Annotated in this window: 11 protein-coding genes and 1 pseudogene; 6 read left to right on the forward strand and 6 right to left on the reverse strand. The window is 74.5% G+C overall.

Going from position 1 to position 14054, the window contains the following annotated elements:
* Positions 1 to 5 precede the first annotated feature (5 nt).
* Positions 6 to 2549 carry a DUF6493 family protein gene (locus Dfulv_RS19715; RefSeq protein WP_259865486.1) on the reverse strand — a complete coding sequence of 848 codons (2544 nt, stop codon included), beginning with the start codon at positions 2547 to 2549 and terminating at the stop codon, positions 6 to 8.
* Positions 2546 to 3904, reverse strand: coding sequence for an SWIM zinc finger family protein (locus Dfulv_RS19720; protein ID WP_259865487.1), 1359 nt, complete (start codon positions 3902 to 3904; stop codon positions 2546 to 2548). The genes Dfulv_RS19715 and Dfulv_RS19720 overlap by 4 nt, the downstream gene beginning before the upstream one ends.
* A gap of 62 nt (positions 3905 to 3966) precedes the next feature.
* On the opposite strand from Dfulv_RS19720, the gene Dfulv_RS19725 reads away from it, so the two are divergent.
* Positions 3967 to 4854 carry an ADP-ribosylglycohydrolase family protein gene (locus Dfulv_RS19725; protein WP_259865488.1) on the forward strand — a complete coding sequence of 296 codons (888 nt, stop codon included), beginning with the start codon at positions 3967 to 3969 and terminating at the stop codon, positions 4852 to 4854.
* Here Dfulv_RS19725 and Dfulv_RS19730 read toward each other — a convergent pair.
* Both Dfulv_RS19730 and Dfulv_RS19735 read right to left on the reverse strand, forming a co-directional pair.
* A complete protein-coding gene (locus Dfulv_RS19730; protein ID WP_259865489.1) occupies positions 4842 to 6080 on the reverse strand; it encodes a condensation domain-containing protein in 1239 nt (412 codons plus the stop codon). The genes Dfulv_RS19725 and Dfulv_RS19730 overlap by 13 nt on opposite strands.
* Before the next feature lie 79 nt (positions 6081 to 6159).
* On the reverse strand, positions 6160 to 7068 hold the full coding sequence (locus Dfulv_RS19735; protein ID WP_259865490.1) for a sigma-70 family RNA polymerase sigma factor: 909 nt from the start codon (positions 7066 to 7068) through the stop codon (positions 6160 to 6162).
* Between the two features lie 33 nt (positions 7069 to 7101).
* Between Dfulv_RS19735 and Dfulv_RS19740 the strand changes: the two genes are divergently transcribed.
* On the forward strand, positions 7102 to 7689 hold the full coding sequence (locus Dfulv_RS19740) for a dihydrofolate reductase family protein (protein ID WP_259865491.1): 588 nt from the start codon (positions 7102 to 7104) through the stop codon (positions 7687 to 7689).
* Between the two features lie 470 nt (positions 7690 to 8159).
* Here Dfulv_RS19740 and Dfulv_RS19745 read toward each other — a convergent pair whose 3' ends face one another.
* Positions 8160 to 8624, reverse strand: a complete 465-nt coding sequence (locus tag Dfulv_RS19745; protein ID WP_259865492.1) for a PPOX class F420-dependent oxidoreductase — start codon at positions 8622 to 8624, stop codon at positions 8160 to 8162.
* A gap of 221 nt (positions 8625 to 8845) precedes the next feature.
* On the opposite strand from Dfulv_RS19745, the pseudogene Dfulv_RS19750 reads away from it, so the two are divergent.
* From Dfulv_RS19750 to Dfulv_RS19760, 3 genes and pseudogenes are all read left to right on the forward strand, one after another.
* Positions 8846 to 9627, forward strand: a pseudogene (locus Dfulv_RS19750) (MIP/aquaporin family protein); the annotation flags it as partial.
* Entirely contained in the window at positions 9588 to 11120 is a 1533-nt protein-coding gene (glpK, locus tag Dfulv_RS19755) for a glycerol kinase GlpK (protein ID WP_259865493.1), read from the forward strand. The pseudogene Dfulv_RS19750 and the gene glpK, both read left to right, overlap by 40 nt.
* Positions 11121 to 12830, forward strand: coding sequence for a glycerol-3-phosphate dehydrogenase/oxidase (locus tag Dfulv_RS19760; RefSeq protein ID WP_259865494.1), 1710 nt, complete (start codon positions 11121 to 11123; stop codon positions 12828 to 12830).
* A gap of 25 nt (positions 12831 to 12855) precedes the next feature.
* On the opposite strand, the gene Dfulv_RS19765 is transcribed toward Dfulv_RS19760, so the two are convergent.
* A complete protein-coding gene (locus Dfulv_RS19765; protein ID WP_259865495.1) occupies positions 12856 to 13257 on the reverse strand; it encodes a winged helix-turn-helix transcriptional regulator in 402 nt (133 codons plus the stop codon).
* Positions 13258 to 13321: 64 nt separating this feature from the next.
* On the opposite strand from Dfulv_RS19765, the gene Dfulv_RS19770 reads away from it, so the two are divergent.
* The gene (locus Dfulv_RS19770) at positions 13322 to 13984 is read left to right on the forward strand and encodes an NAD(P)-dependent oxidoreductase (protein ID WP_259865496.1); all 663 of its coding nucleotides are present in this window, start codon (positions 13322 to 13324) and stop codon (positions 13982 to 13984) included.
* The last annotated feature ends 70 nt before the right edge of the window (positions 13985 to 14054 follow it).

A 14054-nucleotide genomic window follows, 5' to 3' on the forward strand; every position in this document is an offset into this window, starting at 1 on the left:
CGGTCTCAGCCGGGGGCCAGGGCCGAGGCGAGGCGTCTGGCCTCGACCGCCAGGCGGGACGAGCCCTTGCGGGCGGCGGCCTCGGCCAGCCCCGCGACCGTGCCCCGGCTGCCGGTCGCCGCTGCCGTCTCGGCGGCCAGCGTGAGCAGGTCGGGGACGCCCCGCGGCGGGGTCGGCGCGGCCAGCAGGGCCGGCAGCGCGGCCTCCAGCAGGCGCCAGACCGTGCGCCGGGCACCCGCCGTCGCCGCGTCGCGCAGCGGCTGGACCGCCCGGTTCACCGGCACCATGCCCTGCGCGCCGAGCGTGCCGAGGTGCCGGCCGACCGCCGGGGCGTCGAGGTCACCGGCCGCGGCCAGCATGAGCAGCGTGTCCAGCGTCGCGACGCGGTCGGCCTCGTGGCGGGCGGCGAGCCCGTAGGCGACGGCGAGTGGCAGCGCCGGCCCGCCGTCACCGGTGCACTCCGCGAGCAGCGGCAGGACCGCCGCGCCGTGGCGGCGGTCCGAGTCGGCCGCCGCCGCGATCTCGGGCATGGCGTAGGCGGCGACGAGCCCCCGGTATCCCGGCAGGAGCGACGGCCACAGCAGCGGCCAGTCGCCGTATCCGTGCCCCATCGCGGGCGTGCCGAAGTCGAGGAAACCCAGCGGGTCGTCGGCGTGCCACAAGGGCGTGAACTCGACCTGCAGCCGTGCGTCCACCTCGGCGCGGACCCAGCCGGAGCTGGGCACACCCAGCCGTTGCCGCCGGGTGGTGTGCACGACGGACAGCACCGGCTGCGGCAGGCCGCCGGCGCGCAGCCACCGCGCGAGCCGGTCCCCGGCGTCCGTGCCCAGCGCCGCCGCCCGTGCGGCGAGCGTGTCGTCGACGGCGGCCGGCAGGCGCAGCAGTGCCTGCGTGAGGTCCCAGCCGGGGGGCTTGCGATCGCCGAGGGCGGTCAGCCGGTCGAGCAGCATCGCCGGGTCGAGCGCGCCGGTGGCCGACGTGGGCGCGGCGAGCAGCCCTTCGGGGCGGCCACCGTGCCGGGCGATCTCGGCCAGGCGGACACGTAGGAACCGCTGCGGCGGTGGGATCCGGGAGTCGGCCGGTGGCACGTCGGCGGATCCCCGGCGCCTGGCGTCGGCGAGGATGGCCGCCCACCGGCCGAGCCGGGCGGAGTGCTCGGCGGGGTCCACGACCGAGTACAGGACGCCGAGCAGGATGCCCTGCGTGAACCAGCTGCCGTCGCCCAGCCAGGGCGCCTGGCGGTCGAGCACCGGCTTCACCGCCATCAGCAACCGTCCGCGGTCGGCGGCGGCGAGCCGGACCGCGCCGTCGAGGACCCGCTCCAGCGCCGGCGCCGAGGCGTGCACGCCGCCGAAGAGCGACACGACCTCCTCGGCCAGCTCGTCCGGGTCGGTGATCGGCGGTGGAGCCGGTGCGGGCCCCACCGGCGGCGGCAGGTCGTCACCGGCCTCGACGACCACCACCGCCGGCGCGGCGACGGCCTGGCCGTGCTTCGCGGCGAGGGCGGCGGCCCGCTCCCGGACGTCGATCGCCGGATGATCACCCGCCACCGCGATGACCGCACCGAATGCCGCGGCCAGCTCCGGGTGGCGCAGCGCGGACCGGTCGAGCCAGGCGAGCTGCGCCCGGACCAGCCCCTTCTCGGGGCGGCTCAGCACCGCGGGCGAGACGTCGAGCAACGCGTCGGGCGGGACCACGTCCGCGTCCCGCAGCAGCTTCTGCGCCGCCGTCGCCACCTGCCCGGGTGCGTCGGCGAGCAGCCGCAGGTAATCACCGGACCGCCGGGCGACCTCCGCGGCCGTGGGTGCGAGCGCGTCGTGCAGGGCCAGGAACCCGCGCAGGTCGGCGGCCCGACCCCCGCGCAGCAGCCGGCGGAGGGACCCGTCGAACAGTGTCGCCCGGTCGAGCCGCTGCTCGTCGGCGAGCTGCGCCAGGGCGCGCACGAAGCCCAGCCGCCCGCTGCTGTGCTGCTCGTGGAGCACCAGAAGGCCGCCGATGTCGTCGATCTCGAACACGCGGGGCAGCAGATGGTCGAGGAAGGGATCGGCGCGCAGCTGTTCGAGGATCGGCCGGTCCCGCCAGCGGGTGTCCGCCCATATCATGTGCACGAGCCAGAGGCGGACGAAGGCGTCGCCGGTCGGTGGTGGCGCGCCTTCGGCGGTGACGATCCCGGCGACAAACGCCCACATGTTGACGTCCTCGCGGTCGATCCGCTCCGCGATCCGGTGCGCGAGGTCCGTGAGCCAGGTGATGCCGCGGGCCCACGCCAGGTCGAGCACCGGCCGCACCGTGTGGCCGGGCACCGAGACCGACGAGCGCGCCAGGATCTTGCCCGCTGCGGCGGCGCTCGGCAGGCAGCCCACCGCCGCCACCGCCAGCGCGGCCGCCTCGGCGTCCCACCACCAGTTGTCGCGCCGCTTCCGCACGTAGGCGGTCAGCTCCGTGGCGAGCCGTGCGCGCTGCGCCTCGTCGAAGCCGGCGAACGCCGTCGCGGTCGCCTCGACGGCGCCCTTGCCGATCAGGTCGAAGTCGAACAGCTCCGCGGTCACGCGTCCTCCGCTTCGCTCCGGACCGGTGACGCGGGCACCCGCACCGTCATCGACACCGCCAGGGCGTGTTTGCACGGGCCGCGCCCGCCGCGGTACTTCGCCCACCACGGACAGGTGCACGTGAACCCGCCGTCGGGCAGCCGGCGCACCCGGTAGGTCTCGTCGCCGCTGCGCACCGTCGCCGCCGCGTCGCCGTCGAGCTCGACCGCGCCCGCCTCGACCAGGGTCCGCGCGCCGACGAGCCGGGGGTTGTCCCGATCCGCCCGCGCCGCGTCATAAGGCAGCACGCGGTGGAAATAGGCCGCCTCGGACACGTCGAAGCCCACCCGCCCGGCCGTGCCCAGCTGCGCCAGCGCGGCACGGACCCGCGCCGCGGGAATGCCGGCCGCCGTCGCGAGCGCGTCGACGTCGATCGCAGGATCCCACGACAGCAGCGCGCTCACCAGCTCGGCGTCGTCCGTGACGTCGTCACCGGCGAGCGAGGTCAGCGCGGCGCCCTCCCCGGAGAACCCGCGATAGGGCTCCGGGGACAGCGTCAACGACAGCCGCAGCGCGCCGGTGTCCAGCTCCCAGGTGCTCGCCACCGGTGCCGAACCGGCCCGGACGGTCGGCCCGTAGACCCGCAGCACCTTCGCGAACCGCAGCAGCCCGCGCAGCGCGGCCAGCCGCCCGGCGCCCGCCAGGCACACCGCGCCCGGCACCGGCCGGGATGTCGGCCGGAGCGTCCGGCCGGACGGCACCATCCACAGCACCGACCGGTCCCGGGCTCCGGGCAGCCGCCGCAGCAGCGCGGCCGCCTCCGTCGCCGGGATCTCCGCGCGCGGCTCGAACGCCGCCGACAGCACGTGGACCTCGGCGAAGCCGCGCAGCCACCGCGACGGCAGCGGCACCTTCTTCTCGACCACCGCGCCGTCCATCGTCGACACGGTGAGGTCGTCGGGCCCGACCGACAGGTGCAGCGGGTCGAGGCCGGCGACCCGGGCGAGCGCCTCGCGCAGCGGCGGGTTGACGTCGACGTTGGTCGTGCCGTGCGCCAGGATCTCGCCGTCGAGACCGGCCGGCAGCGCGTCGAGCCGCGCGTAGACCCCGCAGCAGCCGGAGAACGACTCGAACCGCAGCCGGTCGGCGCTGCCGGTGACGACAGGGTCGAGGCTCGCCGGGCTCACCGGCTGGAAGTATCGGGTGCGGGCCACCTCGGCCACCGCCAGCAGCCCGGCCGCCGCGGCCTGCGGCGTCGTGAGGAAGCCGCTGAAGAACCGCGGGTTGGCCGCCGGTCCGCCGCACGTCTGCAGGGCCATGCCGGCGTTGCTCACACCGGAAGGTGCGAGATACCGGTACGTCTGAACCGCATTCACGTCGCAGACCATAGCGGCACCCACCGACAATTTCCGGCGGCTGTGGCACGATGGGATCTCCCATGCCCCATACCGACCTCTGCGACGACAGCCTCGACGGTCTCTCCGTCGGCGACGCGCTCGGCGCCCAGTTCTTCGTCCCCGGCACCACACTCGACGACCTCACCGACGGCACCGCACCGCCGGGGTCCTGGCCGTGGACCGACGACACCGAGATGGCCTGCTCCCTCGCCGGGGAGCTGCACCGGCACGGCACGATCGACCAGGACCGCCTCGCCCGGGCCTTCGCCGAGCACTGCGAGCCCTACCGCGGCTACGGTGGCGGCGCCGTCGTCGTCCTGCACCGCATCCGCGACGGCGTGCCGTGGCGCGACGCCGCGCGGGACGCGTTCGACGGGCAGGGCTCCATGGGCAACGGCGCCGCGATGCGGGTCGCGCCGCTCGGCGCCCTGCACGCCGGCGACTCGCGCACCGCCGCGCTGGAGGCCCTGCGCTCGGCCGAGGTCACCCACGCGCACGCCGAGGGTGTGCTCGGCGCCGTCGCCGTGGCGGTCGCCGCCGCCGAGGCCGGCTGGGCCAGACTGGTCCGCAATCCGCCGCGCCCCGCCGAGCTGCTCGACGCGGTCCTCGCCTACCTCGTCGACAGCCAGGTGCGGCACGGCGTCGAGCAGGCCCGGCGGCTGCTCGGCCGCAGCGTCGCCGAGGCTGCGTACGAGCTGGGCAACGGCTCGCGCGTCCTCGCCCAGGACACGGTGCCGTTCGCGCTGTGGGTCGCGGCGACCCACCTCGCCGACTACCCGGCCGCGGTCCTGTCCTGCGTGGAGGCCGGTGGCGACGTCGACACGACCGCGGCGATCGTCGGCGGGATCGTCGCCGCACACACCGGCCGGGCCGGCATCCCGCCGCTCTGGCTGGAGCAACGCGAACCGCTGCCCGCCTACGTCCGCTGAGCCGCCCCGACGACCGCGGCCTCGATGTCGCGGGCGCACGCCTCGGCGTCGCCCGCGGACAGCGCCGCCGTGTCGACGTCGACGGTCAGCAGCAGCGCGCCCGGCGCGTCGTCGACGTGCACGAACAGCGGCTCCGTCGGCCCGACCGGCGGGTCGGTCCACCGGAACTCGCCGGTGCGGCCGGTGGCGCCCGCGACGGACTGCCGCACCGTCCGGCGGTCGTTGAAGCACGCCGTTCGAGCCGTGCCGTCCACGGCGAACGGGTCGTAGTAGGCGTACTTCTGGGCCGCCAGCGACGCCCGCCCCACCGCCGCGACCGCCGTGCCGAACCCGCCGGACACGTCGGCGACGCACAGCCCCAGCTGGGTGATCGGACTGACCACATCGGACAGCCCGGCGCGGAACCGGTTGCTCACCACGACCCGCACGGCCACCGTCGCCGAGGCGGTGACCCGGCCCAGCGCGATCATGTACGCGGCGAGCAGCACCGTCGCGGGGTCGGCGCCGACGCGGGCCGACACCAGCGGCAGCGCCTGCGCCAGCGCCGGCGAGCTGAAAAGCCCGCGGCGGTACCGGCCGTGCCCGCCCTCCGGCGGTGCCACGCCCGAGGACAGGTCCGGGACCCCGCCGTGCCGTTCCCAATGCCGCAGGGCCGCCGCGTGCTGCCGCTGCCCGGCGGGGGAGTGCTGCCAGGCGACCAGGTCGAGCGGCTGGAGCCCGGCCACCGGCTCGGCCACCCGCCGGGTCACCTCGTCGACCATGACCGCGGCGCCGATCCCGTCGGTGACGAGGTGCGGTATGACGGCGACCAGCCGGCTGGGCGTACCGTCGCGGCACACGACCGCCATCCGCATCGGCCACTCGGCCTCCAGGTCCGGCTCGGCGGCCCGGTAGCCGCGCTCGACGGCGGCGGCGACGGCCTCCGGATCCTCGGCGCCGGCCTCGACGACGTCGAGCCGCGCGGTGCCGTGGTCGGCGACCTCCTGTGCGGGCGGCGCGCCGGGGCGGAAGCGCAGCCGGGTGCGGAACGACTGGTAGCGGCCCATCGTGTACCGCAACTCCTCGGCCACGTCGGCGACGGTCGTGCCCGGCGGCACCGGCCGCCGCCCGCCCATCGGCAGCCAGGAGCGCTCCCGCAGCATCGCCTGGTACATCGCCCGCTGGCCCCAGGTGAGCTCCGCCGTGCCGGCGCCGGCACCGCGGAACGCCACGTCGATCCGGTCCACACGCCCTCCGTCAGTCGGCTGTGTGGCGGAGACTGTACACAGCCGGACGGGTCCGGCACAGCCTTGACAACGGCGGGGCCTAATCGATCAGGGTTGCCGGGAGGGCGAACGCGGCGAACAGGCCGGGCATCTCGAACGCGTCGATCGCCACGAGACGGCCCGCCGCCGAGTGCAGCACGGCCAGCCCGAAGGGGCGGAACAGGGTGTCGCCCGCGGCGCGGACGTAGGCGGCGGCCGCCGGCCGGCGGTTCGCGGCCGTCGGCAGCATCCGCCACTGCCCGGGGGTGTTCATGTCCTCGCGCAGCGCCCGGGCCACTGTGGGCTTTCCGGTCCACTCGCCGATGCCGGGCCCGATGGTCAGCCGGATGTCTTCGCGGAGCAGGTCGATCAGGGCCTGCGGGTCGGCCTGTTCGTGCGCGGCGATGTACCGCTGCAGCAACTCGCGCTCCGCAGGGTCCGGTTCGTGGGCGGGTGACCACTCCAGGCGACCGCCCGGCCACTGTTCGCGCAGGGTCGTCCGGGCGCGTTGCAGGGCGCTGTTGGCCGCCGGTACGGTCGTCTCGAGCAGGGTGGCGGCCTCGCTCGCCGACCACGACAGCACGTCGCGCACGATGAGCACGGCCCGCTGGCGCGGCGGCAGCAGCTGGATCGCGGCGAGGAACGCCAGGGAGATCGTCTCGCGGCCGACAGCCACCGCGTCGGGGCCGGGATGCTCGTCGAGCAGCTGGTCGGGGAAGGGCTGCAGCGGCGGGGTCTTGCGCCGCAGGGTGTCCAGGCAGGCGTTCGTGGCGATGCGGAAGAGCCAGGTCCGGGCGCTGGAGCGCTCCTCGAACGCGTCCCTGGACCGCCACGCCCGCAGAAACACCTCCTGCACGTGGTCCTCGGCCGCGTCGAACGACCCGAGCATCCGGTAGCAGTAGAGCTGCAGCTCGCGGTGGTGCCGGCGGGTCAGGTCCGAGAACGTCGCGGGGTCCACGGCAACGTTCATACCGCACCGACGAAAAAGAGGACCGGATCATCGGTGAGGATCCGGCCGCAGTACGTCTACCCGGGTATGACGATGGTCGAAGCGGACATCTCGATGTCGGTTGACGGGTTCGTGACCGGGCCCGACCTGGACACTTGGCCCGGGCTGGGCAAGGGCGGCGAGCGGCTGCACGCCTGGCTCGGGCACGACGAGGGGCGGCGGCTGAGCGAGGCGACGTTCGCCGCGTCCGGCGCCGTCGTGACGAGCCGGGCGGTGTACGACGCGACCCGGGGCTGGGCCGACGAGGACGGCTTCTACCGGATGCCGGTCTTCGTCGTGACCCACCGGGAGCATGACGTGGTGGGCAGGGGCGACACCACGTTCACGTTCGTGACCGGCGGGGTCGCCGCCGCGATCGAGGCGGCCGTGGCCGCCGCGGGCGACAAGCGGGTCCACATCATGGGCGGCGCGTCGGTCATCCAGCAGGCGCTGCGGACCGGCCTGGTCGACCGCCTGCGGCTGCACATCGCCCCGGTGCTGCTGGGGTCCGGCACCGCCCTGTTCGACGGCGCAGGACCGGCGCTGGAGCATCTGGACACCGTGGACACCCCGGAGGCCACCCACGTCACCTACCGTGTCTAGCGCAGTGCCCACGAACGTCCGCCGCGGTGGCGACCGTTGCGCTCCTCGGGGTTCAGCGCACGTGATCGCGAACTTGCCGCAATCATGGCCAGGCGCCGACCGAAGCGCAGGGGACCAATTTCATGATCCCGGAAGTTCTTCGGGCCTCTGACCCCCAAGAATCTCCGTGATCTGTGAAGGATTTTGCCAAGCGGTGCCGGGCCGCGCACCCAGCCGTGCCCTCGCGGTGCCGGTTCGCGGCGTCCGTGGCCCCGTCGTGCGGGTCAGGCCGTGCTCCACGCTCGGCCTGACCCGAGCTGCTTGATCGTCGGAAACATCTGGCTGTCCAGGCAACCCGAAGTTTCCCTTGATCTACGAACCGCAGCCGCACCACCCGGACGCACTCAACCGCCGCGCCCGTGATCGCGAGATGTTCACGATCACCGAGCACGGCGGCCGGTCCGACAGGGCGCCGACCGTCGACACGGACCCTAGTCGGCCAGGCGGGCCGGGAAGCCACCGGTGGCGACCGGCCCCCAGCTGTCGATCGTGATCCGGATCAGCGACTTGCCCTGGGCGACCATCGCCGCGCGGTACTCGTCCCAGTCGGGGTGCTCGCCGGAGATGCCGCGGAAGTAGTCGACGAGCGGCTCGAGCGCGTCGGGCAGGTCGAGGACCTCGGCGGTGCCGTCGACCTGGACCCACGGGTCGTTCCAGTCGTCGGAGAGCACGATGACGGAGACCTGCGGGTCCCGGCGGATGTTGCGGACCTTTGCCCGCTCGGGGTAGGTCGACACGACGATCCGCCCCTCGGGGTCGACCCCGCAGGTGACCGGCGACGCCTGCGGCCGCCCGTCGGGGCGCCGGGTCATGACGATCGCGCGGTGCCGCGTGGCGAGGAAGTCCAGCAGGGCCGGCCGGTCGACCCGGTCGTTCGTCGCAATCTTTCGTGCCATGCCACCGACCCTACCGGGGCGCCATGACCCACCGCGCCCAGAAGGAGGTCGACCCAGCCTTCGCCGTGGCCACCCCCGGATCGCACGGCCGAGGCGTAGACGGCGCCGGGATGGGTAGCTGCGCGGACGGCGCGTACGACCGACCCCTGGGGGTGTCCGTGTTGCGGTGGTTGCAGGACCGTGGGCTGGTCGGGGAACTCGCCGCCGAGTTCGCCGGCACGATGATCCTCATCCTCTTCGGATGCGGGGTCGTCGCGCAGGTCGTCGCCGCCGGGCTCGGCGACCACAACAGCATCGCCTGGTCATGGGGATTCGGGGTGACCTTCGGGGTCTACGTCGCCGGGCGGCTCAGCGGCGGGCATCTCAACCCGGCGGTCAGCTTCGCCCTCGCCATGTTCAGCGGATTCCCGTGGCGCAAGGTGCTGCCGTACTCGCTGGCGCAGACCCTCGGCGCGTTCGTCGGCGCGCTGCTGGTGCGCTGGAACTACGGGTCGATCCTGCACGCCGCCGACCCCGGCCTCACCGTCAAGACCCAGATCGTCTTCTCCACCCTGCCCGGCAACGGCACGCTGCCGGTCGACCTGTGGGGCGCGTTCCGCGACCAGGTCATCGGCACCGCGATCCTGCTCTTCCTCATTCTCGCGGTCACCGACCGGCTCAACACGGCGCCGAAGGGAAACCTCCAGCCGTTCATCGTCGGGCTCATCGTGGTCGCGATCGGCATGGCGTGGGGCGCGGCCGCCGGCTACGCCATCAACCCGGCCCGCGACCTCGGGCCCCGGCTGGCGTCGTTCTTCACCGGCTACGGCGGGGCGTTCGTCGACCAGACCGGCTACCCGTACTTCTGGGTCCCGATCGTCGCGCCCCTGCTCGGCGGCACGATCGGCGCCGGCCTGTACCGTGCCGCCGTCACCCGCTTCCTGCCGGCGGCGCAGCCCGAGCCAGGAAGGGTGGAGGTGACCAGTGGCTGAGTACGTCGGCGCGATCGATCAGGGCACGACCAGTACCAGAGCCATGGTCTTCGACCATCAGGGCCGGGTCGTCGCCCAGCATCAGCTCGAGCACCGGCAGATCCTGCCCCGGGCCGGCTGGGTGGAGCACGACCCGGAGGAGATCTGGCAGCGCACCCTGGCGGCCTGCCGGGAAGCGTTCGACGGCGTCGAGCTCGCCGCCCTGGGCATCACCAACCAGCGGGAGACGACCGTGGTGTGGGACCGGCGGACGGGCCGGCCGTTCTCCAACGCGATCGTCTGGCAGGACACCCGCACCGACCGGATCGCCGAGGCCCTCGACCGGGACGGTCGCGGCGAACTGATCCGCCGGAAGAGCGGGCTGCCGCCGGCCACGTACTTCGCCGGCGGCAAGCTGCAGTGGCTGCTGGAGAACGTCGACGGGGTGCGGCAGGCGGCCACCGACGGCGACGCGCTCTTCGGCACCATGGACACCTGGGTGCTGTGGAACCTCACCGGCGGCCCCGGCGGCGGCGTCCACGTCACCGACGTCACCAACGCCAGCCGGACGATGCTCATGGACCTTGAGACGCTGGACTGGGACGACGAGCTGCTCGCCGTCTTCGGCGTGCCACGGGCGATGCTGCCGGCCATCCGCTCGTCGGCGGAGCCCGCCGGCTACGGCTTGACGAGCGTCCCGCTCGGCGCCACCCGCAGCGGCACCGGCGGCGCCGACAGCCGCATCCCGCTCACCGCCGCGCTCGGCGACCAGCAGGCGGCGACCGTCGGCCAGGTCTGCTTCGCCGCCGGCGAGGCGAAGAACACGTACGGCACCGGCAACTTCCTGCTCCTCAACACCGGCACCGAGCCGGTCCGCTCGACGCACGGTCTGCTGACCACGGTCGCGTACCGGTTCGGCGACGAGCCGGCCGTCTACGCCCTCGAGGGGTCGATCGCGGTCACCGGGTCGGCGGTGCAGTGGCTGCGGGACCAGCTGCACATCATCCGTACCGCGGCGGAGAGCGAGACGCTCGCGCTGCGGGTGCCGGACAACGGCGGGGTGTACTTCGTGCCCGCGTTCTCGGGCCTGTTCGCGCCGTACTGGCGGTCCGACGCGCGGGGCGCGATCGTCGGGCTGTCCCGGTTCGACACCGACGCCCACCTGGCCCGGGCCACGCTGGAGGCGATCTGCTACCAGTCGCGGGACGTCGTCGAGGCGATGCAGCAGGACTCCGGCGTGACGCTCGACGTGCTGAAGGTCGACGGCGGGGTGACCGCCAACGACCTGTGCATGCAGCTGCAGGCCGACATCCTCGGGGTGCCGGTCAGCCGCCCGGTGGTCGCCGAGACCACCGCGCTCGGCGCCGCCTACGCCGCGGGCCTCGCCACCGGCTACTGGCGCGACACCGACGAACTGCGGGCGAACTGGAACGAGTCGCACCGCTGGAAGCCGACCTGGTCGGCGCGGCAGCGCGACGAGGGGTACCGCCGCTGGCGGATGGCCGTCGAGCGGACGCTGGACTGGGTCGAGATCGGAGCTGGTTGAGTGCACACCGGGACGTTGTCGCCGACGGCACGGGACGAGGCGGTCAAGGCCCTCGCCGGCGCGGAACTCGACGTCGTGGTCATCGGCGGCGGTGTGGTCGGGGCCGGCTGCGCCCTCGACGCGACCACCCGCGGCCTGTCGACGGGGCTGCTGGAGATGCGCGACTGGGCCAGCGGGACGTCGAGCCGGTCGAGCAAGCTCATCCACGGCGGGCTGCGCTATCTCGAGATGCTCGATTTCCGGCTGGTACGGGAGGCGCTGCACGAGCGGGGCCTCCTCCTGCACCGCCTGGCGCCCCACCTCGTGCGGCCGGTCCGGTTCCTCTACCCGCTGACCCGCGCCGTGTGGGAACGGCCCTACGTCGGCGCGGGCGTGACGCTCTACGACACCATGGCCGGCCGCGGTTCGGGCAGCCTGCCGCGCCACCGGCAGCTGACCCGGCGCCAGGCGCTGCGGGTCTGCCCGGCGCTGCGCAAGGAGAGCTTCGTCGGCGCCGTCCAGTACTGGGACGCGCAGGTCGACGACGCCCGGCACACGATGTTCCTGGCCCGCACCGCCGCCGCGTACGGCGCGCACGTCGCCTCGCGGACCCAGGTCGTGGGTTTCCTGCGCGAGGGCGGCCGGGTCACCGGGGTGCGGGTCCGTGACCTCGAGTTCGACCGCGAGTTCGAGGTCCGCGCCCGGCAGGTCGTCAACGCCACCGGCGTCTGGACGGACGACACGCAGGCGTTGATCGGCGAGCGCGGCCAGTTCCGCGTCCGGGCCTCCAAAGGCGTGCACCTGGTGGTGCCCCGCGACCGTATCCGCTCGACGACCGGCATCATCCTGCGCACCGAGACGAGCGTGCTGTTCGTCATCCCGTGGGGCCGGCACTGGATCATCGGTACCACCGACACGGACTGGACGCTGGACAAGGCGCACCCGGCGGCGACCCGCGGCGACATCGACTACCTGCTCACCGAGGTCAACAAGGTGCTGGTCACGCCGCTGCGCCGCGACGACGTCGAGGGTGTCTACGCCGGGCTGCGCCCGCTGCTGGCCGGCGAGTCCGAGCTCACGTCGAAGCTGTCCCGCGAGCACATGGTGGCGACGCCGGTGCCGGGGGTCGTGGCGGTCGCCGGCGGGAAGTACACGACGTACCGGGTGATGGCGGCCGACGCGGTCGACGCGGCCGTGCACGGCCTCGGTGGCGCGGTCCCTCCCTCCTGCACCGACCGGGTCCCGCTCGTCGGCGCCGAGGGCTTCGCCGCGCTGTGGAACCAGCGGGCGATGCTCGCCGCCGGCAGCGGCCTGCACGTCGCCCGGGTCGAGCACCTGCTGAGCCGGTACGGCTCGCTGGTCGACGAGGTCCTCGCGCTGATCCGTGCCGAGCCGTCCCTCGGCGAGCCGGTCGAGGGCGCGGACGACTACCTGCGGGCCGAGATCACCTACGCGGTCCTGGCCGAGGGCGCCCGCCACGTCGAGGACGTGCTGACCCGCCGGACCCGGATCTCGATCGAGACGTTCGACCGGGGCCTGACCGCGGTGGGCCCGGTGGCGGCGCTGATGGCGGGCCTGCTGGGCTGGCCGGCCGAGCAGACCGACCGCGAGGTGGAACGCTACCGGCTGCGGGTCGAGGCCGAGCGCGCGTCCCAGGACCAGCCCGACGACATGGCCGCCGACCTGATCCGCCTGGAGGCCCCGGACGTCGTCCCGGTCGCCCACGCCTAGAGAGGCGTGGGCCGACCGGCTCCGCTCAGCTCGCCGGCGGTGAGCTGCCGGTGCGGCTGTCGCCGGTGGGCTGAGCGGCGGCGCGGGCGGCGAGCAGCCGCGGCAGGTTGGCCCGGCTCCAGGCCCGCGCGGCGGCGATCAGGTCGAGCAGGCTGCGGCCGAGCGGGGTCAGCTCGTACTCGACCCGCGGCGGGTTCTCCGGATACGTCGTCCGCGTGATCAGCCCGTCGCGCTGCATGGCGCGCAGCGTCTCGGTGAGCACCTTCGCGGTGACGCCGCGCAGCGGCACCCGCAGCTCCGTGAACCGGCGCGGGCCGTCCTCCAGGCACAGCACGACCATGCCGGTCCACTTGTCGCCGATCTGGAACGGCAGGGCGCTCGAAGGGCACATCGGGTCGAACATCTCGGGGTCCAGCGGTGCCGCCATCGCCCCACCGTAGCCCCGGTTTCGTTGCGGGAACCGGGGCCGGCTGCAGTACCGTCCGGAACCCATGAGGATCGTGGTGTTCGGCGCCGGAGGTCGCGCCGGGAGGGCCGTCACGGCGGAGGCCGTGCGCCGGGGTCACGCGGTGACAGGGGTCGTACGGGATGTGGCCGCCCATGGCGACCTCGCGTCCCCGGCCGTGACCGTCCGGCCCGGCGACGTGACCGACGCCGTGTCGGCCGCGCGACTGGCCGCGGGGCACGACGCGGCGGTCGGCGCGGTCACGCCGGCGACCGGGCCGGAGGCGCTGGCCCAGCTGGCCCGGTTCGACGACCGGTACTTCGTGAAGGCCGCCGACGCGCTGCTCGCCGCCGGGCCGGCGCGGCTGGTCGTCGTCGGGCTGTTCGCGACGCTGCTCGACGCGTCGGGCCGGCTCGTCATGGACGACCCGGCGGCGTTCCCGGCGGGGCTGCGGCGGTTCGCGCGGGCGCACCTCGCCGGCCTCGACCGCCTGCGGCAGGCCGGTGCGGCACCGGCGGCCGACTGGCTGGTGCTCACGCCGACGGCGGCGCTCGACCCGGCGGGTGCGCGCACCGGCACGTACCGTCTCGGGGGAGACACGGTGCCGGCCGAGGAACGGCCGCTGTCCTACGCGGACCTGGCGGTCGCCGTCGTCGACGAGATCGAGGCGCCGACCCGGCGCCGGACCAGGGCCGCCGTCCACGGCTGACGCATGCCCTGCCGCCATGACACCGGTCCCGGTGTTCCTCTCAAGCTCGTGGCGGCGCGGTCGAACAGGT

This window comes from Dactylosporangium fulvum (assembly GCF_025137375.1).
GTDB classification, from domain to species: Bacteria; Actinomycetota; Actinomycetes; order Mycobacteriales; family Micromonosporaceae; genus Dactylosporangium; species Dactylosporangium fulvum.